Source organism: Arthrobacter sp. NicSoilB8, from assembly GCF_019977355.1.
Taxonomy (GTDB): domain Bacteria; phylum Actinomycetota; class Actinomycetes; order Actinomycetales; family Micrococcaceae; genus Arthrobacter.
Map to the genome: position 1 here is coordinate 1,544,894 of NZ_AP024655.1, position 23,053 is coordinate 1,567,946.

Sequence of the window (23,053 nt, forward strand, 5' to 3'; positions counted from 1 at the left end):
ATGGCTGCGGATACGTGGCTGAACTTTTAGGTCGATCTTCGGATCGGCCTTTCGTGTTTAACGCCACCGGCGCCCGTTTAGCGGGACGTTGAATTACATATTTGTCATTTGCCCGACACATGGGTTACGCTATGGGCACCTAGCCGGAAGTCTCGAACAAGGCAGGCCCCCCCGGTGTAAGTGGCCCGGAGAAGCAGTAGCACCCTTGGGTCCGTCCCTAGGAGCAGAAGTAAACCGGACCGTCTTTTGAGACAGCCGGCCCCCGACTAGAGGTTCGCCCACTAGCGCAGATACCCCGCCGTACTTCCGCGGGTGAAGTTAGCCCGTCGCTCACGGCACGCCGCAAGGCTCTAAGTCGCCCCTCCAGCGTAGTACCTGAACCGATCACACCCGTGGTCGGTTTTTCTGTTTAACCGTCACATCGAAGGCCCTGGATCACTCCGGGGCCTTTCCCATTTAAGGAGAAACCATGAACACGGACGCCCCAGAGCTCGCCTCACTCACCGAAGCCGCAGCCCGGTACAAGTGCAACCCCCGCACCATCCGGCGAATGATCGAACGGGGAGAGCTGACCGCCTACCGCGTCGGCCCGAAGCTCCTACGCATCGACATTCGGGAAGCTGACCGCGTATTCACCGCAACGGCTGACGATGAACGCTGAAACCCGCGCCCACATTCAGCAAGTCGCCAGCTCATGGCCACAGCTCACCCGCGAACAGATCGACCGCGTAACAACCATCATCCAAGGACAGGGCACTTAAATGACCGCAAAAAACAACCGCCCGGCGACTAGCCGAACGGTTGAAATCTCGTGGGGAGATTGCAACCAGTTTACACGCCGGCGGCGTCCCATCGTCCATTCTTACGCGCCGCAGATCATCTCAACTGCCACTTGGATCCATTGGGAAATCCGCCGCCACCTGCTTGAAACCGAAACCCCCGGCAAATTCGGGACCTACACCATGGAGACTGCCGCATGACAGACGACTACGCGCAGCCGCCAGAAGACTACTGGGCAGGCAGGGCGGACGCAGACGCGCCGCCCGCGGGAAACCTCAAGCCGCGCAAACTGTCCGAGATCAAGGCCCCTCCGCCTACCCAATGGCTGGCAAAAGGATGGATCCCGTACTCAGAAATTACCGTCCTAGTAGGGGAAGAGGGGCTAGGCAAGTCCCTGGCATGGGTACGGTGGGCCGCCGCAGTCACCGCAGGCCGCGCCGATCAGTCGATCAGCCTCCCGGCCCGGAAGCCGCGGGACGTCGTTGTAATCGTCACGGAAGACAACCCCGGCGAAGTGAAGGCCCGGCTAGCCCTCGCGGGCGCTGACCTGGATCACGTCTACCTGTTTTCAAGCGAAGCTGACGGCACAGGGAACCCGGTATTCGGTAACGCCATGAACGGCGATATGGCAACCCTGGACGCCTACCTAAGCCAACAGGAAATAGACGCCGCACTCATTGTCGTGGACGCATGGGTGGACACCGTAGCGGGCTCTCTGACGCTCAAGGACTCCCAGCAGGCCCGCCAGGCTATGCACCCATGGAAGATGCTCGCACAGCGTCACCGGCTCGCCGTGATCCTCATGACGCACACTAACCGCATGTCAACAGCCAATACCCGCGACCTCATGGGATCCACGGCAGTACTCAGGCAAAAGGCCCGCATGGTCTTGTTTGCTGCACGCTCACCGGAGGACAAGGAATCCGGCGGCGATTACGTGTGGATAGGCCCGGACAAATCCAACGTAACGGGCATCTCTGACGCGGTGAAGTATCGGCTGAAAATAGCGAATGTGCGGCCCGCAACTGACGACGACCCCGGCACCACGGCCTGCCTGGATACCTACACCAGGGCTCACACGGTTATTCGGAACCTGCTTGCTGAATGGAAAGAGCAGGAAGACCAAGCTACGCGCCCGAAGTCGAAGCAGGAACAGGCCCAGGACGCCATACGCGAATTCATGGCCAACCATCCGAACGGGTGCCCGACCGAAGACCTCAAGCAGCACCTAGAGGAACTCGAGTTCGGAAAGACCGCATCCGAAAACGCCCGGAAGGCGCTGGGAGTATCGAGCCCCGCAGGCTACGGCCAACCGTATGTCTACAGGCTCAACTCTCAGTCTTCCTACTCTGACCCTATTAGTCAGGAACCTAAGAACTCTAGGAACACTAGGAACACTGAGCCTAGTCGAGCCGTCAGAGTTCCTAGTCTCCCTACTCTTCCTAGCTTCCTAAGTAATGGAGACGAACTAGGAACCATCTCCCCATGCCATGCGTGCGGCGATCCGCTAGACGACGGCGAACACGGCCACCACCAGGAGTGTGCCGCGTGAAGCTCACCCGACAGGACCTCGTGGACCTCTGCGAAATCTACAAGGCCAAAGCCCTTGAGGAACACGCCCTTTTCCGGCAATGGCGGGACAGGGCGCTAGAAGCCGAGAACCGCCTGGCCATATACGAACCGGGCGATGAACCCGCCACCACCACCACCGAAAGCGAGTAACACCATGGGCAAATTCGACAACCTCAACGACAGCCAGCTCCCGGACATCCTCCGCCGGATCCGGAACCTCGAAACCGCATCACCGCTAAACAGCGCAGCCATCGGCCGCGGCGGGCTCACCGTGTACGACGGCGGCGTGATCGACATTGAGAACGGCGGGCTCATCGTCAACGGGACCGCCACGGTTCACGGCGTCCTCAACGCTGACGGGACCATCTCATTCACAGGCCCCGTCACGATCTCCGGGCCGCTCACCATCTCCGGAACAACTGAAATTACCGGAGATACCACCGTGACGGGCACGCTCACGAATAACGGCCCGACCAACCTCAACGGCGCAACAAAGACGACTGGCACGCTCTCCGTCGAGGGCGTGACCACCCTGAAGAATGACCTCAACGTAACCACGGGCGGGAAGGTCAAGGTTGGATCAGCAATGACCCTTGACCCCGGCGTCTCATCCGGCGCGCTGGTGTTCTCCAACGGCGCCCAAGTCTTCACCGACGCCACAACCATCCAGGTCTACAAGGGCGGCAGCGTCGTGCAGATGGACAACAGTTCAGCCAAGCTGCAAGCCACTGGCGGCTACGTGAACGTTGACAGCAGCGGGGTAAACCTCAACGGCCCACTGAGAAACAGCGGCGGCTCAACCATCACCGGAGAAACCGCCAACGTCTACATGGACGCCTCAGGCAACATCAAGCGGATCGTCTAGCGGCATGGGAACCCGACGCCCCTACTTCAACAGAGTCGTCCCTCACACCTGGACCAATCCGGGCCGACCAAGCACGCCAGGAATCGCGTTCATCGGCCTAGGCGGATTGAACGCACACCTCACCCTCGACGAAGCACTCGACCTCAGTAACCATCTTGTCGACCTCGTAGAACACCTCGAACAGGAGAACTAACATGACACGCCCCACACCCAACACCGTCAACTTCATCGCCGCCACCGGCTACGCACCCCACGGACGCCCGCCGGCCGACCTCATCGACAAGAGGTTCGCTCCGATCTTTTCGCGGCTCGACAAGCTCAAAGCCAACCGCTCCGACGCGGAAACGCTGGTCAATCACCTAGCCGACCCGGCACGCGACCTCGAAGCCACCGCAGCAGACGACGCCGCAGCAGCCGCAGCCATCGCCAAGGAAAAGAACGCCCCCGACCGGGTCAACGAAATCAAGCTCGCAGCCGACCGGAAACAAGCAGGCCTAAACCTCGCCGGATACGCCGAAGCAATCCGGGCAGTCGAAAACGAAGCCGAAGACCTCCGCGACAGCATCGCCCCCGACACGGCAGCACTCGAAGCCCACCGCGAAAAGATCCACGACATGGTCGAAGCCCTCCGGGAAGAACACGCGGCGTTCCTGCAAGCCGAATCCGTCCACCAGTGGAACACCCGCGGGATCCTCCTGACGCGCCCCAACTACAACCCCCAGGACCTACTCCCCGCCCTCGCTGCATGGTCAGGCGCACAGCGCTACGAGTCAGCCCCAACCTCAGCCCTGTTCTCCACTCTCGCCGACACCCTCACCAACTAAGGAACCAACACCATGACCGAAGACATCGCAGACCGTAACCGCCGCATCCGCGCCAACCTCGCCGCCGCAGCAGCAGCACGCCCCAAGGTAGACAACCAGGGCAAGCCGCTCACAAAGAGCACGTTCCTTTATGACGACATGGGCCGCCTCATCACGGCGACCGCCGACGACAACGGCTAAACGCCCCAAGCAGGACCACCCGCCGATTCTCAGCCATCTGATGACCGGCGGGTGGCATCCCCGCCCCGGCACCCTGCATAGCCGTCGGCATAGTTACCATGCCTGTCCGCAAGGGTCATCAATCGACTTGGTTGATGACCCGCGGCGCGATACTCGTCTCTACGACGCTCTACAGGGGACTTTGGGGCATCTACCCACCTGAATATTTGAAGCGATTTGAGGCCCATCTGAGGCCGTTTGAAAGGAAGAATTTATGAGTGCTGTAAGGGCACCGAATGGCCTTGGGCAGGCCGGCAAGAAACTATGGTCCACGGTCACGGACGCTTTTGACCTCGGAGAACATGAGCTGCTGGTGCTGCTCGAAGCGTGCCGAACAGTTGACACGCTCAACGAGCTGGACGCGGCACGCAAGGCAGAGGGCAGCGTCATAGATTCCCCGCATGGGAAGAAAGCACACCCCGCGGTTGTCGAAGCCCGGCAACAGCGCCTTGTGTTGTCCAAGCTGCTGTCATCGTTGGCTATCCCCGCTGAGGTGGCTGAATGATTCCGAAGCGTAAGGCCGTGACGGATGTTCCGGCGCGGTTGGCAGTCTTTGAGCCTGCCGACTGGGGAACAGTGTTTGAGTGGGCACGGGCCCGCCGCACGCACTTTGAGCCACTGAGGCGCACGGCATCGGCTCGATGGATGGAACTCACCGCCGAATCCCACCGTGTTATCAGTGCCGTCCTGTTACGTGGGGAGCTGTCCTGATGGCCGGCAAAAAGGATCCCAGGAATGATAGGCATTACCGGGACTTGAGGGACCGGCTGAAGCGTAAGAGCGCCCGCGAAGGTGCACCCTGCCATATCTGCAAACACCCGATTGATTACCTCCTGTCTTACCCGTCTCCTATGGCTTTCCAAGCGGACCATGTTGACGCTATCGCCGCTGGCGGGGACGTCTACGGGGAACTGGCACCGTCCCACGCAGCCTGTAATGGCAGGCGGCAGGCTAAGCCGCTGGATCAGATGAAGCAGACGTTCGGGAAACTCAAAACGTCTAGGGAGTGGTGAGCCGTGCGGGTAGGTAATCAGAGGCCGCGGATTGAGCTGATCCCCGACGCCACATATTCGGCGGGGGATGAAGCTATCGAGCTGGCAGCGCTGGCAGGGCTGCACATGGACGACTGGCAGCAGCACGTTCTGCTGGGCTCTATGGGATTGCGCCCTGATGGGCGGTGGGCCGCGTCAACAGTTGGTCTCGTACTCCCCAGACAACAGGGGAAATCTGTTGTCCTGGACGCCCGGCAGCTCGCTGGGCTGTTCCTGCTGAATGAACCCCTGGCTATCTCATCGAGTCACGAATTTAAGACCACCAGTGAATCATTCCGGCGGATCCTCACCCTTATTCAGGAAACCCCGGAGCTTGATCAGAAGGTATCGAAGGTTTCGACCTCGCACGGTAACGAGGGCATCGAGTTGAAGAACGGGAACCGGCTGCGGTTCATCGCCCGTTCCGGCGGTTCCGGGCGTGGCTGGTCCGCTACGACCGTCTACCTTGATGAGGCTTACAGTCTTCAGAATAAGGAAATGGCGGCAATGCTCCCGACGATGGCCGCGAACACCCTGCATGGCAACACTCAGCTATGGTTTGCCAGCAGTGCCGGTATGCCTAACAGTGAAGTCCTGTCGGACCTGCGGGAACGCGGGAAGAACCCGGCGTCGGAGCGCCTGGCGTACTTTGAATGGTCAGCACCAGATAACGCCGCGTCCGGTGATTTGGACGCCGCCTACCAGGCTAATCCGGGGCTTGGGATCCGCATGAGTCTTGAGCATGTGGAGAACGAGCGGGACACCCTTGGGGATGAAGAGTACCGGCGGGAGCGGCTTGGCATTTGGGCGAAGCTCGGAGGTGAGTCGGTGGTGCCGGCGGCTGTATGGTCCGACGCTCGGGATGAGGACGCACGCCCCGGCGACGTCGTGGCATTCGCTGTGGACGTGCCACCGGGCCGCGAGTCCACCACTATCTGCTCTGCATCACTCCTGGCTGACGGGCGGATCCATTTTGAAGTTGTGGACCGCCGCGAGGGCACGTCATGGGTTGCTACCCGCCTTACTGAACTCAAGGAACGGTGGAAGCCTGTAGCCGTAGTGGTGGACGCCGGTTCCGCTGCTGGCGCTCTACTGCCCGACTTGCAGCGTGCACGGATCCGCACCCAGCAAATCAGTTTGAGGGACTACGCGCAGGCGTGCGGGGCGTTCTATGACACGGTGATGCAGGGCAAGGCCAGTCACGTCGGGGAACCCGTCCTAGATGCTGCCGTGGACGCGGCACGGCAAAAGCACATCGGCGAAACGGCGTTCTACTGGACCCGCAAAAATGTTGTCTCGGATATTTCGCCGCTGGTCGGGTGCACCAATGCATTGTTTGGTTTGCAGTCGAAGGCAAAGCGGGCAAGCAACAGCATGACCGGGCGCGTCGTCGTGCTGTCCTAGACCGAACCACGAAACCCCCGCCAGTCATCACGACGGCGGGGGTTTTTCGCTGTTAAGGCTGCACTGCCGGGAAACAGTACAGTCGTGCTAAATCTCCGCCGAAGGGATGAGCACGCGGGCTATCGCTCCAATAGTGGGGGCGAGCTTCAAGACTGTCGCCCGTGACGTCGAAGATTCCGTGTCAAATGACACAGCTACTCCAGTGCAGGGCATGGACGGCAAGACGTACACCCGCCCCGAACCGCAACCCGAACCACTGGCGGCGCCTGCACCTAAACGCAGGCCGCCAACGGCACGGAAAAGCCCCGGACCAATGAAGGGTGCCGGGGCGGTTCCTACGCGCTGAGGCAGGCCCTCAGTCCGTCACGCTGTACTTGGCAGCGAGGGCAGCAAGTGCAGTGCCCGCGGCGAGTGCCTGGGAAACCGTCAGGCCGCCCTGCGAGTAGTCGGCATTCAACTCGAACTGGACGCCGCGCTCAAAGGTGAACGTAGTTTCGATCCGCCAGCCGTCGCCAGTCTCGGAAGGGCCGTCGAAGTAGTCCGCCGGCAAATCCGGGTGTGCTGGATCCATTGCCTGGACGAAGCCCTCGGGAGCGGCTGGGGTAACTGTGGCGCTGTTCATGGTGGGACCGTTCTTTAGTGGTTGGTGTTGAGGATGCTACCGGGCAATGACAACGGACTCCCAAGGGGAGAGCTATTTCTAGGTGAGTATCCCCTTCCCCAAAAAAGCCCGACGCCCCCGACCTAGTGCAGCGCCATTTACCTACGACGAGTAGACCCGGCCCGGTGTTGGGACGTGTCTGGTCATAGCCTTGGGCGCCGTGATCAGGGGAACCTCGCCCCGGCGGTTCGGGGACATTCAGGAAGGTTTGTTACCGCGCCCTGTTGAGTACGTCGAAGGGCTGAAACACGCAGGCGGAAGCCTGGAACCGGGCAAGGGACTGGGAACGCGCCTTGACTGGATCCCGGCCGCCGCCACAACTCACTAGGAGCCGTGGGGGACCGGGAGGGTTAGGCCACTATGTCGGACATGAGGCAGCCGAGCACTTCCGCCAGATCGCCGATCTCACGGACGGTTAGCACCGTTTCCCCAGAGAGCTTCTGACTCAGGGCCTCAGTCGAAATGCCAAGCCAGGACGCGACTGTCTCAGAGGTCATTCCGACTGCTTCAATGCGTTCCCGGATCAGCTCTAGCGTCATGTCGTAATAAGAGACCAGCGTGGCGCTCATGCTGCCCGCCCTGCCCAGTAGATAACGGCGGCGGGGTAGACAGCCGACATTGCGGACATTGCCGCCCAAATCAGGACCGCGGCGAGGTTCTCAGCACGGCGGCGAAGTGTGGAGTGTTTGCCGGTAGAACTCACGGCAGGGGACTGGGTATGCTGGTGCACGTAATCGCTCCTATTTAGCGGTTGCCACGCCCCGGACTGTTTGCAGCAGTTGCGGGGCTTTACTTATGCAGGAACGATAAGTTCATCCCGGTCAACCTTTTCGGCTAACGGCATCCTGCGTCCAGCGCATCGGGGCCGCGGAGATGTCCCGCGAGGTCAACAGCGCTGCGGTCGGTCCCGTGCCCGGCCCTGCGGCCCGGCCCGCCCAGTCCCGTTGCCCGGCCCTGCGGCCCGGCCCGCCCGGTCCCGCGCCCGGCCCTGCGGCCCGGCCCGCCCAGTCCGGCCCTGCGGCCCGCCCCCCTTTCACCCAGGGCGCAGCCCAGCCCGATTCCGCTGTTTTTTACTTCTAAGCTTATTTCAGCTGATTTTTACTAATCAGTTGAAAGTGATTGATTATTGAAGATCACCTCTCTAGGCTGGGGTCATGTACGTCATGACGATCGACCAGCGCGGCAGTACCGGCGACGTCGACCGGGTCCCCGGCCTCCTGAAGGACCTCGGCGCGCTCTCCACTTCGGGGCGCTTTGAGCGCTCAGTGGGCGATGAGGTCCAGGGCGTGGTGGAACACCCCGACGAGGTCGTGGAGATCGCCCTGCATGCCCTGCGCAGCGGCCACTGGTACGTCGGCATCGGGGTGGGGGAGGTGCACCAGCCGCTGCCCGCCAGCCCGCGGGAAGGCTCCGGCCCTGCTTTCGTGGCAGCCCGGGCAGCCGTTGACCGCGCCAAAGCCGCGGCGGCCCATGTGCCGCTTGCGGTGGTTGCCGGCGGCGGCCGGCGCGGTCGTCCTGCGCCTGCGGCGGCGGCGGGCGGGGACGCGGCGGCAAAGAACGGTGACGCCGCGTCCGAAGCGGCGAGGGCCAGCGCCAACGCGGAGGCGGTGCTGCGACTGATCGGCCGCCTGGTCCAGGACCGGACCGCGGCGCAGTGGAAGGTGGTGGACGTGCTGCGCTCGGTGCGGCAGGGCCCGGGGGTGCGGCAGGGGCAGGGCGGGGTCCACAGCGGCCACGGCAGCCAGAAAATTGCAGCGCAGAAACTCGGAATCACGGAGCAATCGGTGAGCCGCGCAGTCCTGCGCTCCGGCTGGCAGGAAGAATGGGCGGCGAGGCCGGCCGCCGCAATGCTGCTGTCCTTCGCCAACGACAGCACAGAAGGAGACCGGTGAACGCCCTCTGGATCACCCTGGCCCTGCTCACGGCCGGCTTCGTCGGCTGGCCGGTCACCGCCCTGGTCTTCCGGCTCGCCCGGACCATAGACGACCGGGTTGATGCCGGCGCCAGTGCCGCCGGCCCGGCGACAGGGCCCGCGGCAGAGGATCCCGCAGCAGACTCCACCGCCGACGTCGAGAGCCCCGCGCCGGCAGCGGACGCCGCCTCGCGCGACTCCGCCGCGGATGCGGCGGCCGCGGACGATGCCGCGGTCAGCAGCGCGCGCATCCTCCGGGGCGGCGCCATCATCGGAGTCCTCGAACGGTTCGCGGTGTGCCTGGCCGTCCTCGCCGGCCAGCCCGTCGCCATCGCCTACGTCGTGGCCATCAAGGGCCTGGGCCGCTTTGCGGAGTTGAAGGCCACCCCCGTCGCCGCCGAGCGGTTCATCATCGGAACCCTGACGTCCATGCTCTGGGCGGCCGGCGTGGCCGCGGTGGTCAAGGTTCTGGTCCTCGGCTGACCGCGTGCCGGGCCGGCCCGGATGGGAACCGGGCAACCAGGGCGATAGTGTATCCATATGACTGTTTTTGCTGTGGAGTACGTGTACGACGCCGAATCTTCCGAGGTCCGCGATGCCAGCCGCCCGGCGCACCGCGCATGGACCGCGGAACTTGCCCGCGAGGGCGCGCTGCTCGCCAGCGGCCCTTACGGCGACGGCGCGGGCGCGCTGCTCATCTTCAAGGCCGCCGACGAATCGGCCCTGAACGAGCTCCTGCGGCAGGACCCCTTCGCAGCCGCCGGCGCCATCTCGGGCACGCGCACCACTGTGTGGGCCCCGCTGACCGGCCTTCTGGCCGGGCACGCAGCCTAGCCCGTTCCGCCCGCACCTTCGATACTTCGATACCAAAAGGGAGTCCACGTGACCTCGGTCAGCCTGGGAATGCCGTCAGCACCGCCCCCCGTCCTTGCCCCCCGCCGCAAGACGCGCCAGATCAAGGTGGGATCCGTGGGCGTCGGCTCCGATTCGCCCATCAGTGTCCAGTCCATGACCACGACGCCGACCACCGACATCAACGCCACACTGCAGCAGATCGCAGAGCTCACGGCCTCCGGCTGCGACATCGTGCGCGTCGCCTGCCCGTCGGCCGATGACGCCGAAGCGCTGCCGATCATCGCCAAGAAGTCCCAGATCCCGGTGATCGCGGACATCCACTTCCAGCCGAAGTACGTCTTCGCCGCGATCGAGGCCGGCTGTGCCGCCGTACGCGTGAACCCCGGCAACATCCGCAAGTTCGATGACCAGGTCAAGGAAATCGCGCGGGCCGCGAAGGACCACGGCACCTCCATCCGGATCGGCGTCAACGCCGGATCCCTGGAACCGGGCATCCTCAAGAAATACGGCAAGGCCACCCCGGAAGCCCTCGTGGAATCCGCCGTCTGGGAAGCCTCGCTCTTCGAGGAGCACGGTTTCCACGACTTCAAGATTTCCGTCAAGCACAACGACCCCGTCATCATGGTCGCCGCCTACGAGATGCTGGCCGAAAAGGGTGACTGGCCGCTGCACCTCGGCGTCACGGAGGCCGGACCGGCATTCCAAGGCACCATCAAGTCCGCGACGGCGTTCGGCGCCCTGCTCTCGCGCGGAATCGGCGACACCATCCGTGTCTCCCTCTCGGCCCCGCCGGTGGAGGAAATCAAGGTGGGCAACCAGATCCTGCAGTCGCTCAACCTGCGCCCCCGCAAGCTGGAAATCGTCTCCTGCCCGTCCTGCGGCCGCGCCCAGGTGGACGTCTACACGCTCGCCGAGCAGGTCACCGCGGGCCTGGAAGGCATGGAGATCCCGCTGCGCGTGGCCGTCATGGGCTGCGTCGTCAACGGTCCGGGCGAAGCTCGCGAGGCCGATCTCGGTGTTGCCTCGGGCAACGGAAAAGGCCAGATCTTCGTCAGGGGCGAGGTCATTAAGACTGTCCCCGAGGATCAAATTGTTGAGACACTGATCGAAGAGGCCATGCGTATCGCTGAAGAGATGGGGGACGCCGATGGCGAAGATGCTCTCAAGGGTAGCCCCGTGGTTAGCGTCTCGTAGGGACGGCTCCGCTCCCGGCGTCGGTGTCCGTGTCCTTGGTGGCGCGGACACCGGAGCCTTGCTGGCGCTGGCGCACCGGGACGCCGTCGCCAATGTCTTCATCCTCTCGCACCTGGAGTCCGCCGGCACGGCGTCCCCCACGGCCGGAGGCGCCAGCATCTTTGGCGTGTTCGACGGCGGCACCCTCCTCGGCGCCTGCTGGGCCGGCGCCAACCTGGTGCCGGTCGAGCTGGACCCCGAGCTCGCGGGCCTCGTGGCCATGGCCGCGCACCGCTCCGGTCGCCGCTATGCGTCGATCTTTGGCCCCGCAGAAACCGTGCTGGCCATCTACTCGGCCCTGGAGCAGCTCGGCCAGGCCGCCCACGAAGTCCGGGACGACCAGCCGCTGCTGACCATCGCGGGCCCGCCAGCCGTTCCGCCCGAGCCGGCGCTGGGCTTTGGCCAGCTGGCCGACTTCGACAAGATCCTGCCCGCGTGCGCCGCCATGTTCGAAGAGGAGGTCGGCTACTCGCCCTACCTTGGCGGCAGGGAGTACTACAGCCGGCGGGTGAAGAGCCTGATCCGCCAGGGCCATTCCCTGGTGCACCTGAACGCTGCCGGCGATGTGGTCTTCAAAGCCGAACTGGGCGCCGTCACGCCGGAAGTCACCCAGGTCCAGGGCGTCTGGATGAATCCAGAGTTCCGCGGACGGGGCCTGAGCGCGGGCTATATGGCCGCCGTCGTCGTCCTTGCACAGACCCTGGCGCCGGTCACCAGCCTGTATGTCAACGACTTCAACACCAAGGCCCGCGCCACCTATGACCGGGTGGGCTTCCGCCAGGTGGGCACGTTCGCTACAGTGCTCTTCTAGCGGGCAGCTGCCGGCTCCCAGCGCGACCACAACGCCGACTCCCACGCCGGCGCCGGTCAAGGCGTACTCGAGCGAGGGGCTGTCGGCCATCGTGGCGAAGTTGAAGGACGCCCAAGGCAAGCCGCTCAGCGTGATGTCGGCCGCCGATCTCAAGAAATCGGTCGACCAGGCAAAATCCATGCTGGCCGCGATTTCGGTGGAACCGGCAGAGTGCGCGCCGTTGGCACTTGGCGGACAAGCGGCATCAACCGAAGGCGTTGCGGTCGCGGCCGGGGTGGCCCAGGATGCGGCGACAGGCGCCGCCACAGCGATCTCCCTGGCGTCCGGCGTTGATCCCAAGGTCATCGAGCGGGGACTCGCCCAGAGTGATCAACTCAACAAATGCTCCACGCTTTCGTTCACGATCGCCGGCACCAAGGCGGACCTCAAACTGACCAAGCTGGACGGACTCGGCTCGACCCCGACCAAGATCGCGTACCGGACCGACACCGCCCTGGCCGACGGCCGCAAGCAGTCTACGATCACCGGGCAGGTGGTCCAGAACGGTGTTCTCATCAGCGTCATCAGCTCCGGCGGGGCCAGCGAACAGGATGCCGTCGCCCGGGCCGGCGAATTGCTGGACCAGGCCGCGGGGCTGGTCGGAAAGTAGGCGGTTCGCGTCCGCGGAAGGCTCGTACGGCCACAGGGCGGAACTATCCGGGTGCCGACTCTTGATTCCGGGCCCGGCGTCACATAGGTTCTACCTAGCCGTGTCGCACAGGCGCGCACACCCTGGAATGCATACCCCGGTCTGCATTCCGGGGAAGGCCGCGCCTGGAGGCGACACCAAGTAGCTCACAGCCTGAGATCTGGGGGTGCTGGGGCCGCGGAGCCACGCCATGACGGGATGACCAGCTGGAAACGGCCAGGGGCTTCCCTCAGTTATGGCGTGGCTCTTCCCGCCTCTTCCATGGCACGGGCGCTGCCGCAAGACGGCGACGCGGCAGGGTGCGGCGGCAAGCGGGGGCCGTCTGGACGGTAGATTAGTATCTAGATGCTTTTCCAGGCTTTGCCCGCACTTCCCCAGAAACGGATACCCCACCTGTGGTCCTTCGACTCTCCAAGCTGTTCCTGCGCACCCTGCGCGAAGATCCCGCCGACGCCGAGGTGGCCAGCCACCGGCTCCTGGTCCGGGCCGGATACATCCGGCGGGCCGCGCCGGGCATCTACACTTGGCTGCCGCTGGGACTGAGTGTCCTGCGCAAGGTGGAGCAGGTCATCCGCGAGGAAATGTCCGCCATCGGTGCGCAGGAAGTCCACTTCCCGGCCCTGCTGCCCAAGGAACCCTACGAGGCCACCAACCGCTGGACCGAGTACGGTGAGGGCATCTTCCGGCTCAAGGACCGCAAGGGCAACGACTACCTGCTGGCCCCCACGCACGAGGAAATGTTCACCCTGCTGGTCAAGGACCTGTACTCCTCGTACAAGGACCTGCCCCTGAGCATCTACCAGATCCAGAACAAGTACCGCGATGAAGCGCGTCCCCGGGCGGGCCTGCTGCGCGGCCGCGAGTTCATCATGAAGGATTCCTACTCCTTCGACGTCGACGACGCCGGCCTGGACGCCAGCTACGCTGCGCACCGCGGCGCGTACCTGAAGATCTTCGCGCGCCTCGGCCTCGAGGTCATTCCGGTGGCCGCCACCGCCGGCGCCATGGGCGGGTCCAAGAGCGAGGAATTCCTGCACCCGACCGAGATCGGCGAAGACACCTTTGTGCGCTCCGCCGGCGGTTACGCGGCTAACGTCGAGGCCGTCACCACCGTGGTCCCCGCGGAGATCGACTTCAGCGACGCCCCGGCCGCCGAAGTCCGCGACACCCCGGACACGCCCACCATCGAAACGCTCGTGGACGCCGCCAACGTCCTCGCTCCGCGCAGCGAAGCCGACGGCGGGGACTGGACCGCCGCCGACACGCTCAAGAACGTCGTGCTCGCCGTCACGCTGCCGACCGGCGAACGCCAGCTCGTCGTCATCGGGCTCCCCGGCGACCGGGGCGTCGACCTCAAGCGCGTCGAAGCGAACATCGGGTCCTTCCTGCCGATCGCCGGCGAGATCACGCTCGAAGCCGCCAACGACGACGACCTCAAAAAGCAGCCCCTGATCGTCAAGGGCTACCTCGGCCCCGGCATGTCCCTGGACGCGCCGCTGCTGGGCGCCGAGGGCGCCGCAAAGATGCTCTACCTCGTGGATCCCCGCGTCGTCCGCGGCTCGGCCTGGGTCACCGGCGCCAACGAGGCCGGCAAGCACGTCTTCGGCCTCGTCGCCGGCCGCGACTTCGGCTGGGACGGCGTCATCGAATGCACCGACGTGCGCGCCGGCGACGAGGCGCCCGACGGGTCCGGGCCGCTGGAAACCGCCCGCGGCATCGAAATGGGCCACATCTTCCAGCTGGGCCGCAAGTACGCCGAAGCCCTGGAGCTGAAGGTCCTGGACCAGAACGGCAAGCAGGTCGTGGTGACCATGGGCTCCTACGGCGTCGGTGTCACCCGCGCCGTCGCAGCACTGGCCGAGTCCAACCACGATGACAAGGGCCTGGTCTGGCCGCGCGCCGTCGCTCCGGCCGACGTGCACGTCGTGGCCGTGGGCCGCGGCGAGGAAATCTTCGCCGCCGCCGAAAAACTGTCCCTGGAACTCGAAGCGGCCGGCCTCGACGTCATCTATGACGACCGTCCCAAGGTATCCCCGGGCGTGAAGTTCGGCGACGCCGAACTCGTCGGCGTACCGACCATCCTCGCCGTCGGCCGCGGACTCGTGGACGGCGTCGTGGAGATCAAGGACCGCCGCAGCGGCAACGCGGAGAACGTGGCCGTTGAGAAGGCTGTTGACTACGTGGTCAACGCCGTGCGCAACGGCTGATGCTGCACCGTCCTAAGCCGTACTAAGCAGTGGTCTCCGGACTCGAGTCGATCCAGCTCGGAACTGTCATCCTGATCGTCGTGGCGGGCCTGGCCGCGGGCTGGGTCGACGCCGTCGTCGGTGGCGGCGGCCTCATCCAGCTCCCGGCGATGCTCCTGGTGCCGGGCATCAGCCCGGTCCAGGCGCTGGCGACCAACAAGATGGGCTCCATCTTCGGCACCACCACCAGCGCGGTCACGTATTACGGCCGTGTCCGGCCCGATCTGCGCACCGCGGTGCCCATGGCGGCGATCGCGATGGCGGGCAGTTTCGGCGGGGCGGCGCTGGCCGCCAACCTGCCGGCGAGCGTGTTCAAGCCGATCATCGTGGTGGCACTGATCGCCGTCGCGCTGTTCACGGCCTTCCAGCCCGGCGTCGGTGAACTGACCAAGCTCCGCCACGCGGGGCACCGGCACTACGTGGTGGCCTGCGTGATCGGCGGCGTGATCGGGTTCTATGACGGCATGATCGGTCCGGGCACGGGCTCGTTCCTGATCATCGCCCTCGTCTCGGCCATGGGCTACGCCTTCCTGGAAGCCAGCGCCAAGGCCAAGATCGTCAACATGGCCACCAACGCCGGAGCCCTGCTGTTCTTCATCCCGCACGGCGCCGTGCTGTGGGGGCTCGGGCTGCTGCTGGGCCTGGCGAATATGGCCGGCGGCTACCTCGGCGCCCGGACTGCGGTCCGGCAGGGAAGCAAGTTCATCCGGATCGTGTTCCTGGTGGTGGTGGGCGCGCTGATCATCAAGCTCGGCTCCGACGTCTGGCAGGACAACCTGTCTTAAACCCCCCCAAGCCCGCCAGGCCCGCAGCTCCAGCAAGGGGCTCCCGGTCCGGTGGCGCCGGGCGTAGCATGCAGCTATGTCTGCAGGTGAGGAACGCTACAGGGATGCCCTCGAGGCCGCGGCCGGGCACGCACGCGAATGGCTCGAGAGCCAGGGAACACGCCGGATCGGGCCGCAGGTCACGGCCGCCGAACTGGCGGCCGATTTCGGCGGCCCGCTGCCCCGGGAGGGCATGCCTGCCGCGGCAGTGGTGGACTATCTCGCCGCCAAGGCCGAACCAGGGCTGATGGCCATGCCGTCCGGGCGGTTCTTCGGCTGGGTCATCGGCGGCACGCTGCCGGCCGCCCTGGCGGCGGACTGGCTGGTCAGCGCCTGGGACCAGAACGCGGGGCTGCGTTTCGCCACGCCCGCGGCCGCCGCCATCGAGGAGGCCGCCGGCAAGTGGATCCTGGAGCTGCTCGGCCTTCCCGCCGAGTCCGACGTCGGCTTCGCCACCGGCGCCACCATGGCCAACTTCACCGGACTGGCCGCCGCCCGCTGGCGGCTCATGGCCGACGCCGGCTGGGACCTCGACGGCGACGGGCTCGCCGGTGCGCCCCGGATCCGTTGCTTCGTGGGGCAGGAGCGGCACGACACCATCGACCTCGGCCTGCGCTATCTGGGCCTGGGGCGCCCCACCGTGGTGCCGTCCGACCGCCAGGGACGCATCATCCCGGCCGAACTCGATTGCGCCCTGGACCTCGCACTCAGCACGGGGGAGGACGGGCGCCCGGTCCCGGCTCTCGTGTGCCTGCAGGCCGGCAACCTGCATTCGGGCGCCTTCGACCCCTTTACCGAGGCGATCACCGTCGCGAAAGCGCACGGCGCGTGGGTGCATGTGGACGGGGCGTTCGGACTCTGGGCAGCCGCCGTGCCGGAACTGTCCGCCCTGACCGCAGGACTCCGGCTGGCCGATTCGTGGGGCACGGATGCGCACAAGACCCTCAACGTCCCCTACGACTGCGGAGTCGCGATCGTGCGCGACGCGCGGGCCCTGCGTTCGGCGATGGGGCTGCACACCAGCTACCTGATCCCGGCCGCGGACGGTGCCGGAGATCCCTTCGAGAGTGTGCCCGAGCTGTCCCGCCGGGCCCGTGGCGTGCCGGTATGGGCGGCGCTGAAATCGCTGGGCAGCGACGGCGTCGCCAGCCAGGTCCGCACGCTCGTACTCCGGGCCGCGCAGCTGGCGGAACAGCTCGCGGCGCTGGACGGCGTGGAGGTGCTCAACGACGTCGATTACACCCAGGTGTCCCTGGCGTTCGGGGACGACGCCGTGACGCGCGCCGTGACGGAGCGGATCATTGGGGACGGCCGGGTCTGGATGTCCGGTTCGCGCTGGCAGGACCGGGATATCCTGCGGATTTCGGTGAGTAACTGGAGCACGGACGACGCCGATGTCCGAGTCGCCGTCGACGCCGTCCGCGACGCACTGGCGGCCGTGCGCGGCTGACCGCCGCGCGAGTTGCCGTCAGCCGGGTCGGGACAGGCGGACGGCGGTGAGCTTGTATTCGGGGCACCCCGTGACCTCATCCTCCACGGGAGAAGTGAGGCTGTTGACCGCCGCGCCGGGGAAGTGGAATCCGGCGAAAACCTGGCCGGGTTCGACGTCGTCCGTGATCCTGGCCCGCAGGACCGCCGTTCCATGCCGGCTGCCCAGCTGGACCGGATCGCCGTCGTCCAGTCCCAGCCCCGCGGCGTCCCCGGGGCCGACGTCGAGCGTCTCCCGGGCCAGCAGACGCAGGTTGTCGGTGCGGCGGGTCATGCTGCCGGAGTTGTAGTGCTCTGCCCTGCGCCCGGTGATGAGAAGGAACGGGAACTCCGCATCGCATTGCTCGCCCGGCGGCAGGTAAGGCCGGGCGGCCAGGTGCGCCAGGCCGTCCGGAGTGGCGAAGCGGTCCTGGTAAAGCCTCGGCGTTCCGGGGGAGCCTGCCGACCCACACGGCCAATGCAGCGGACCGTCGCGGTCCAGGCGGGAGTGCGAGATGCCGCCGAACAGCGGCGCCACCGCGGCGCATTCCGCCATGGCCTCCGCGGGCGTGGCGCAACCGAGGTCCGCCCCCATGCGGGCCGCGACGGCATGCAGTACCGCGAAGTCCGTGCGGACACCGGAAGGGGGTGCGACGGCCGCCCGCACCCGCTGGAAGCGCCGGTCGAAATTGACGAACGTGCCGTCCTTCTCCAGCCAGGCGGCCACCGGGAAGACGACGTCCGCGGCGGCGGCCGTGGGGGAGAGGAACAGATCGTTGCAGATCACCAGCGGGCAGGCGGCCAGGGCCGCCCGCACCGATGCACTGTCAGGATCGGTGGCGAGCACGTCCTCCCCGATGACCCACAGGGCCTTCAACGCCCCGCCCCGGGCGGCGGCGAACATCTGCGGGATCCGAAGCCCGGGCCGCGGAGACACCTCGGCCCGCCAGGCCTCGGCGCACCGGGCCCGCGCCGCGGGGTCCAGGACCTTCTGGTAACCGGGCAGCAGATCGGGCAGGGCCCCCATGTCCGAGGCGCCCTGGACGTTGTTCTGACCGCGCAGCGGGTTCACCCCTCCGCCGGGACCAGGCCCCACGGCGCCGCGCAGGAGTGCCAGATTGGACAGTGTCCGGACACCGTCCGTGCCGTGCAGGTGTTCGGTCACCCCGAGGCCGTAGAAGATTGCCGGGGCCAGCGCCTGCCCGTACATCACGGCCGCGCGCACCAGATCGTCCGCCGGGACCCCGGAGATACCTGCGACACGATCCGGCGGGTAGTCGTCGAGCAACTCCAGCAGCTCGTCATAACCGCTGGTGTGGGCGTCGAGGAAGGCGGCGTCCACGAGTCCCTCGCGGACCAGGACGTGCGCGAGGCCATTGAACACGGCCACGTTGGTTCCCGGCCGGGGCCGCAGGTGGATGTCCGCGTGCCGGGCCAGTGAGGTGCGCCGCGGGTCCACCACCACCAGGCGGGCGCCGTCCATGACCCGCTGGAAGATCCGGGAACCGACGACGGGGTGCGCGGCAGTGGGATTGGCGCCGACCAGCAGGATCGCGTCGCACCGGTCGAGGTCATCGAACGGGTTCGTCCCGCCGCCCAGGCCGAACGTGGCGGCCAGGCCGGCCGCGGACGGGGCATGGCAGAGCCGGGCGCAGTTGTCCACATTGTTGGTCCCCATAAGGGCCCGGGCGAACTTCTGGGCCAGATAGTTCTCCTCATTCGTGGCCCGGGCCGAGGAGATGAGGGCGAATCCGTCGGGGCCGGCGTCCCGGATCCCGGCCAGCCTGGCGGCCACGTAACCGGTGGCCTCGTCCCAGGTCGCCGGGGCCAGCGTCCCGTTCCTGCGGATCAGCGGGGTGGTTAGGCGCTCCGCGGAGCCGAGGAACCCGTGGGCGAACCGTCCTTTGACACACGCGTGGCCGCGATTGACCGAGCCGTCACCGGCGGGCCGGACGGTCATGATCGCGTTGTCCCGGGTGGAGACCTCCAGGCTGCAGCCGACGCCGCAATAGCCGCACGTGGTCCGCGTCTGCCGTTCGATCGGCAGCAGATTGAGCAGCCCGGGCTCGGAGAGTGCGCCGGTGGGGCACGTGTCCACGCATGCCCCGCACGAGACGCAATCGGACTCCGCCCAGGGACCGCCGGTTCCCGGCGCCACCACCGTGCCGGCTCCGCGGCCCACGAGCGTCAGGGCGAATGTGCCTTGGATCTCGGCGCAGGCGCGGACGCACCGCCCGCAGGCAATGCAGAGGTCGCGGTCAAGCTTGACGTACGGGTGGGAGTGGTCAACTCCGCGCTCCGGGATCACCACGGATCCAGCCGGGGCGGTCACCCCGTAGTCGGCGCATTGCCGGGCCAGTTCGCTGCGGTCGGCAGGGACATCCAGTGCACGGGCCGGCAGCCCGGCGACGATGGCCTGCAAGGCATCACGCCGGATCCCCCGCGAGGCCTCGACTGCGACGCGCAATCCGTCCTCGGCGGGGGTGCTGCAGGCGGCGGCCAGCCCGCGGCCAGAGACATCCACCAGGCACGTCCGGCACGAGGCCACCGTCGTGAGCCGGTCATCGTGGCACAACGTCGGGAGGGCCAGGCCGGCCGCCCGCACCGCGTCGAGCAGTGTAGCTCCGGCCGGGACCTCGACCCGGCGGCCGTCGACCAGGAGTCTCACGACGGCCATCCGGCGAGGCCGTAGACGCGGACAAGGCTTCGCACCGCGGCCGGCACCCGGCGGCCGAAGGCGCACAGGCTGCCCGCCGCCATCGTGCGCAGCACCTCGCCGCGTTCGCGGCTGATGACCGGGTCATCCGGCCGGTCCGACAAGGCACGGCCGCGCCATGCCCCTACCCGGCAGGGCGAGCATTGCCCGCAGCTCTCCGCCGCGGCGAAGTCCCACAGGTTTCGCAGCACTTGGCCGCCCGAAAGCCTGTCATCGAAGGCGACGATTCCTGCGTGGCCGAGGGCTGCCCCGTGCTTGGACAGGGCGGCATCGCTTAGCGGCACATCGAGGTCCTCGGGGCCAAGGAAGCCGCCCAGGGGCCCGCCGATTTGAAGGGCGCGCAGTGTGGCACCGTCGCGGAGGCCGCCCCCGAGGTCCTCGACGATCCGCCGGACCGGCGTGCCGATCTCCACCTCGTAGGCTCCGGGCCGGAGGAACCGTTCGGACAGGCACGCGAGCACGGTGCCGGCCTCGTCCGCGGTCCCCAGCGCCGCGTACGCGGGTCCGCCGTGCTGCACGATCCACGGGACCGCGCTGAGCGTTTCCACATTGTTGACCACCGTGGGCCGGCCGTGGAGTCCGCGCCCGGTGGGGAACGGCGGCCGGGGCCGCACGACGCCGCGCAGCCCCTCGATCCCGTTGAGCAGGGCGGTTTCCTCACCGGAGACATAAGACCCGGCGCCCTCAACCACCTGGATGTCCAGGCCGAAGCCGCCGCCTGCCGCGTCCGGGCCGAGAAGCCCCGCGGCGCGTGCCTCGGCCAGCGCCTCCCGCAGCCGGGTGGCGGCGCGCGGATACTCCGAGCGGACGAACACGATGCCGGTGGCTGCACGGACGGCGAAGCAGGCCAGGGCGAGACCCTCAAGCACCCGGTGCGGGTCCTGTTCCATGAGCAGGCGGTCCGCGTAGGAACCGGGGTCGCCCTCGTCGCCGTTGGCCACCACCACCCGGGGCGCAGGGTGCTCAAGCGCCGCCCGCCATTTGGCGGCGGCGCGGAACCCGGCTCCGCCCCGTCCCCTCAGCTGTGCGGTCTCGACCCGGGCCAGGACATCCTCGGGTGTTCCTGAGGCGGCGACGCCGGGCCACACCGACCATGGCGGCGACCCTCCGAGCAGTCCGGCGGTCACCACAGGGACCGGGGCGTCGTTGTACACCGGGATGGGCGGGGCCGCCCGCGGGGACGATCCCTGCAATTGAGCCGCCAGTCCGGGCCCGGCACACGCGTCCGCGCCGTCGAGGGCTGCTGGCCCGGAGAAGCAATACCCGAGGCAGCGCACTGCCTGGATCGAGACGGAGCCGTCAGCGCTTCGGCTTCCCGTCTCCACCCCGAGCGCCGCCTCCACCTCGGCGAGATGCGCGCCACCGCTCGCCGCGAAGCAGGCGGCGGCGGCGCAGACCCGGACGTGCCGGGCTCCGCGGGGTGCGGAGAAATCGGCGAAGAAGGATGCCGGTCCTTCGACCGCTGCCGCCGGCAGGCCGAGGGTGCGGGCAATCTCGGCGGGGGCATCGCGGGAGGTACGGAGGATATTCGCGACCTCCCCGAGGGGCCGGTCGAAGCGGCCGGCGTACCGGAGGAACGGATCGTCGTTGTTACGGTCCGGCGGGCCATCGGGTTCGGCGCCCGGGCGCCCGGCACGGGGTTCCTGCATGCGTCACACTCTCGCCTCGGCTGCTGAGGCGGGTAAGGGCCGAAAGTCCCCGCATGGCCCCGCGTTGCCCACAGCCCCCGTGGCCCAGAGCCCCCGTCGCCCACCGCCCCCGTGGTGCAGGGCCGGGGCTGGCGCTGGTCCGCCGGTGGTAGGGCCGGGGCTGGCGCTGGTCCGCTGGCGGTAGGGCCGGGACTAGCCGCCCCCGACTGCTTCGCCCGGCTCGGGCAGTTCCTGCGGCCTCGGCAGGTCCGGAAGAGTAGCGCCGGCAAGGGTGCTGGCCACCCACAACGAACGGGCCAGGTCACCTTCGTGATCACGCTGCGAGGCATACCAGAGCGCGTTCTCCACCTCGCGCGCCAGGCTCCACTGCCGGGCGGCCTCGGCATCGAGACCGGCTGCCGCAGCGAAATCCCGGCAGCGCGCGAGCAGCGCTGGTCCGGGATCCACTCGCGGCAGCTCCCGGAGCCGGTTCCATAACACCGGGGCCACGGCAAACTCCGCCTCGCCGATCATGGGCTGGGGATCAATGGCAGCGTAGGAAGCCGGTCCGAAGGGGCCCTCCTTCCGGGTACCGGGTTGTGGCGCACCGGGCTGTAGCGCACCGGGCCGGGCCAGGATGTTCAGGTAGTGCAGGTCCGCGTGGACCAGAACGTCCGTGCCCGACCGCCTGCCCACGGCGCCGCGGGTCTGGCAGACCTCAAGCGCTGCCTCAAGCAGCCACCGGGGAAACGGCCGTGCCAGGCGCTCCCATGTCTCGGGGAATTCGTCGCTCCACTGTTCGGCCCGGGCCGCCACGTGGTCGATTTCCCGCCACTCCGGCCGGTCATCGGGGACCACGCTAAGCTGGCGGACCAAACCGCCCCACACCGGCACCGCCGTTTCCAGCCGGACATCCTGCAGGGAACGGCCGGCCTCCAGCCGCTCAAGGAGCAGGGCGTTTGAGCCGGCGTCGGCGGCCAGGAGCCGGACGGCGCCGCGGCCGCCCCACAGGGTGAGGGCATGGCGTTCCCGGGTGGCCTCGTCATGCGGGAACGCAACCTTGAGGACAGCGGCGTTGCCGTGGCTGCCGTGGAGGGGGGACTCGTCGCCGTGCCGGCGCCGCACGGGGATCGCGACGCCGCCGTGACCGCTCCAGGGAAGGGCATCCGGTTCCAGGTCGGGCACCAGCTCCCATTGCTCGAGGCAGTGTCTGATCAGGCCGGGAAGCGACACCAGCCAGTCACGTCCGGCCGGCGTGCGGTTGTAGCGACGGGAAAGATCGGAGGGAATGGGAACGTTGAGGATCGGGCTCACCGG

The 23,053-nt window shown here is 67.0% G+C and carries 23 protein-coding genes; 18 read left to right on the plus strand and 5 right to left on the minus strand.

Going from position 1 to position 23,053, the window contains the following annotated elements; all coding sequences use genetic code 11:
* Positions 1-469: 469 nt before the first annotated feature.
* From LDO15_RS06875 to LDO15_RS06915, 9 genes are all read left to right on the plus strand, one after another.
* Positions 470-661 (plus strand): helix-turn-helix domain-containing protein, encoded by a 192-nt coding sequence (locus tag LDO15_RS06875; RefSeq protein ID WP_223985323.1) that lies wholly within the window; start codon positions 470-472, stop codon positions 659-661.
* A gap of 100 nt (positions 662-761) precedes the next feature.
* The gene (locus LDO15_RS06880; RefSeq protein ID WP_223985324.1) at positions 762-980 is read left to right on the plus strand and encodes a hypothetical protein; all 219 of its coding nucleotides are present in this window, start codon (positions 762-764) and stop codon (positions 978-980) included.
* Positions 977-2,332, plus strand: a complete 1,356-nt coding sequence (locus tag LDO15_RS06885; RefSeq protein ID WP_223985325.1) for an AAA family ATPase — start codon at positions 977-979, stop codon at positions 2,330-2,332. Before LDO15_RS06880 ends, LDO15_RS06885 begins: the two co-directional genes overlap by 4 nt.
* A complete protein-coding gene (locus tag LDO15_RS06890) occupies positions 2,329-2,502 on the plus strand; it encodes a hypothetical protein (RefSeq protein ID WP_223985326.1) in 174 nt (57 codons plus the stop codon). Before LDO15_RS06885 ends, LDO15_RS06890 begins: the two co-directional genes overlap by 4 nt.
* Positions 2,503-2,506: 4 nt before the next feature.
* Positions 2,507-3,217 carry a hypothetical protein gene (locus LDO15_RS06895; RefSeq protein WP_223985327.1) on the plus strand — a complete coding sequence of 237 codons (711 nt, stop codon included), beginning with the start codon at positions 2,507-2,509 and terminating at the stop codon, positions 3,215-3,217.
* A gap of 194 nt (positions 3,218-3,411) precedes the next feature.
* Positions 3,412-4,041: a hypothetical protein gene (locus tag LDO15_RS06900; protein ID WP_223985328.1), complete on the plus strand. Its 630-nt coding sequence runs from the start codon at positions 3,412-3,414 to the stop codon at positions 4,039-4,041.
* A gap of 12 nt (positions 4,042-4,053) precedes the next feature.
* Positions 4,054-4,221 (plus strand): hypothetical protein, encoded by a 168-nt coding sequence (locus LDO15_RS06905; RefSeq protein ID WP_223985329.1) that lies wholly within the window; start codon positions 4,054-4,056, stop codon positions 4,219-4,221.
* A 253-nt stretch (positions 4,222-4,474) separates the two neighbouring features.
* Positions 4,475-4,765, plus strand: coding sequence for a terminase (locus tag LDO15_RS06910; protein WP_223985332.1), 291 nt, complete (start codon positions 4,475-4,477; stop codon positions 4,763-4,765).
* Positions 4,766-5,276: 511 nt separating this feature from the next.
* Positions 5,277-6,695 carry a hypothetical protein gene (locus LDO15_RS06915; RefSeq protein ID WP_223985335.1) on the plus strand — a complete coding sequence of 473 codons (1,419 nt, stop codon included), beginning with the start codon at positions 5,277-5,279 and terminating at the stop codon, positions 6,693-6,695.
* A 355-nt stretch (positions 6,696-7,050) separates the two neighbouring features.
* On the opposite strand, the gene LDO15_RS06920 is transcribed toward LDO15_RS06915, so the two are convergent.
* Positions 7,051-7,317: a hypothetical protein gene (locus LDO15_RS06920; protein ID WP_223985338.1), complete on the minus strand. Its 267-nt coding sequence runs from the start codon at positions 7,315-7,317 to the stop codon at positions 7,051-7,053.
* A 389-nt stretch (positions 7,318-7,706) separates the two neighbouring features.
* Positions 7,707-7,925: a helix-turn-helix transcriptional regulator gene (locus LDO15_RS06925; protein ID WP_223985340.1), complete on the minus strand. Its 219-nt coding sequence runs from the start codon at positions 7,923-7,925 to the stop codon at positions 7,707-7,709.
* Positions 7,926-8,510: 585 nt separating this feature from the next.
* On the opposite strand from LDO15_RS06925, the gene LDO15_RS06930 reads away from it, so the two are divergent.
* The 9 genes from LDO15_RS06930 (at position 8,511) to LDO15_RS06970 (ending at position 17,375) form a co-directional block, all read left to right on the plus strand.
* Positions 8,511-9,248 carry a MarR family transcriptional regulator gene (locus tag LDO15_RS06930; RefSeq protein ID WP_223985342.1) on the plus strand — a complete coding sequence of 246 codons (738 nt, stop codon included), beginning with the start codon at positions 8,511-8,513 and terminating at the stop codon, positions 9,246-9,248.
* Complete coding sequence (locus LDO15_RS06935; RefSeq protein ID WP_223985343.1) at positions 9,245-9,751, plus strand: hypothetical protein; 507 nt, start codon at positions 9,245-9,247, stop codon at positions 9,749-9,751. The genes LDO15_RS06930 and LDO15_RS06935 overlap by 4 nt, the downstream gene beginning before the upstream one ends.
* Positions 9,752-9,808: 57 nt before the next feature.
* Complete coding sequence (locus LDO15_RS06940) at positions 9,809-10,102, plus strand: YciI family protein (protein ID WP_223985344.1); 294 nt, start codon at positions 9,809-9,811, stop codon at positions 10,100-10,102.
* Positions 10,103-10,150: 48 nt separating this feature from the next.
* Positions 10,151-11,317: a flavodoxin-dependent (E)-4-hydroxy-3-methylbut-2-enyl-diphosphate synthase gene (gene ispG, locus LDO15_RS06945; protein ID WP_120953875.1), complete on the plus strand. Its 1,167-nt coding sequence runs from the start codon at positions 10,151-10,153 to the stop codon at positions 11,315-11,317.
* Entirely contained in the window at positions 11,280-12,167 is an 888-nt protein-coding gene (locus LDO15_RS06950; protein ID WP_223987160.1) for a GNAT family N-acetyltransferase, read from the plus strand. The genes ispG and LDO15_RS06950 overlap by 38 nt, the downstream gene beginning before the upstream one ends.
* Positions 12,168-12,258: 91 nt before the next feature.
* Positions 12,259-12,816, plus strand: a complete 558-nt coding sequence (locus LDO15_RS06955; protein ID WP_223985345.1) for a hypothetical protein — start codon at positions 12,259-12,261, stop codon at positions 12,814-12,816.
* A gap of 434 nt (positions 12,817-13,250) precedes the next feature.
* Complete coding sequence (locus tag LDO15_RS06960; protein WP_223985346.1) at positions 13,251-15,062, plus strand: proline--tRNA ligase; 1,812 nt, start codon at positions 13,251-13,253, stop codon at positions 15,060-15,062.
* 29 nt (positions 15,063-15,091) lie between these two features.
* Positions 15,092-15,886, plus strand: a complete 795-nt coding sequence (locus LDO15_RS06965) for a TSUP family transporter (protein ID WP_223985347.1) — start codon at positions 15,092-15,094, stop codon at positions 15,884-15,886.
* A gap of 76 nt (positions 15,887-15,962) precedes the next feature.
* Entirely contained in the window at positions 15,963-17,375 is a 1,413-nt protein-coding gene (locus LDO15_RS06970) for a pyridoxal-dependent decarboxylase (RefSeq protein WP_223985349.1), read from the plus strand.
* Between the two features lie 18 nt (positions 17,376-17,393).
* Here LDO15_RS06970 and fdhF read toward each other — a convergent pair whose 3' ends face one another.
* The 3 genes from fdhF to LDO15_RS06985 all read right to left on the minus strand — a co-directional run bounded on the left by fdhF (position 17,394) and on the right by LDO15_RS06985 (position 23,050).
* Positions 17,394-20,069, minus strand: coding sequence for a formate dehydrogenase subunit alpha (gene fdhF, locus LDO15_RS06975; protein WP_223985353.1), 2,676 nt, complete (start codon positions 20,067-20,069; stop codon positions 17,394-17,396).
* Positions 20,057-21,757 carry an NAD(P)H-dependent oxidoreductase subunit E gene (locus LDO15_RS06980; protein WP_223985355.1) on the minus strand — a complete coding sequence of 567 codons (1,701 nt, stop codon included), beginning with the start codon at positions 21,755-21,757 and terminating at the stop codon, positions 20,057-20,059. The genes fdhF and LDO15_RS06980 overlap by 13 nt, the downstream gene beginning before the upstream one ends.
* Positions 21,758-21,949: 192 nt before the next feature.
* Positions 21,950-23,050 carry an aminoglycoside phosphotransferase family protein gene (locus LDO15_RS06985; RefSeq protein ID WP_223985357.1) on the minus strand — a complete coding sequence of 367 codons (1,101 nt, stop codon included), beginning with the start codon at positions 23,048-23,050 and terminating at the stop codon, positions 21,950-21,952.
* Between the last annotated feature and the right edge of the window lie 3 nt (positions 23,051-23,053).

Bases quoted from the DNA above. Each gene is read 5' to 3' on its own strand.
- LDO15_RS06880 (WP_223985324.1), top strand. From the start codon at position 762: ATGACCGCAAAAAACAACCGCCCGGCGACTAGCCGAACGGTTGAAATC.
- LDO15_RS06930 (WP_223985342.1), top strand. From the start codon at position 8,511: ATGTACGTCATGACGATCGACCAGCGCGGCAGTACCGGCGACGTCGAC.
- LDO15_RS06905 (WP_223985329.1), top strand. From the start codon at position 4,054: ATGACCGAAGACATCGCAGACCGTAACCGCCGCATCCGCGCCAACCTC.
- fdhF (WP_223985353.1), bottom strand. From the start codon at position 20,069: ATGGCCGTCGTGAGACTCCTGGTCGACGGCCGCCGGGTCGAGGTCCCG.
- LDO15_RS06910 (WP_223985332.1), top strand. From the start codon at position 4,475: ATGAGTGCTGTAAGGGCACCGAATGGCCTTGGGCAGGCCGGCAAGAAA.
- LDO15_RS06925 (WP_223985340.1), bottom strand. From the start codon at position 7,925: ATGAGCGCCACGCTGGTCTCTTATTACGACATGACGCTAGAGCTGATC.
- LDO15_RS06895 (WP_223985327.1), top strand. From the start codon at position 2,507: ATGGGCAAATTCGACAACCTCAACGACAGCCAGCTCCCGGACATCCTC.
- LDO15_RS06900 (WP_223985328.1), top strand. From the start codon at position 3,412: ATGACACGCCCCACACCCAACACCGTCAACTTCATCGCCGCCACCGGC.
- LDO15_RS06885 (WP_223985325.1), top strand. From the start codon at position 977: ATGACAGACGACTACGCGCAGCCGCCAGAAGACTACTGGGCAGGCAGG.
- LDO15_RS06875 (WP_223985323.1), top strand. From the start codon at position 470: ATGAACACGGACGCCCCAGAGCTCGCCTCACTCACCGAAGCCGCAGCC.
- LDO15_RS06950 (WP_223987160.1), top strand. From the start codon at position 11,280: ATGCTCTCAAGGGTAGCCCCGTGGTTAGCGTCTCGTAGGGACGGCTCC.
- LDO15_RS06920 (WP_223985338.1), bottom strand. From the start codon at position 7,317: ATGAACAGCGCCACAGTTACCCCAGCCGCTCCCGAGGGCTTCGTCCAG.
- LDO15_RS06940 (WP_223985344.1), top strand. From the start codon at position 9,809: ATGACTGTTTTTGCTGTGGAGTACGTGTACGACGCCGAATCTTCCGAG.
- LDO15_RS06970 (WP_223985349.1), top strand. From the start codon at position 15,963: ATGTCTGCAGGTGAGGAACGCTACAGGGATGCCCTCGAGGCCGCGGCC.
- LDO15_RS06980 (WP_223985355.1), bottom strand. From the start codon at position 21,757: ATGCAGGAACCCCGTGCCGGGCGCCCGGGCGCCGAACCCGATGGCCCG.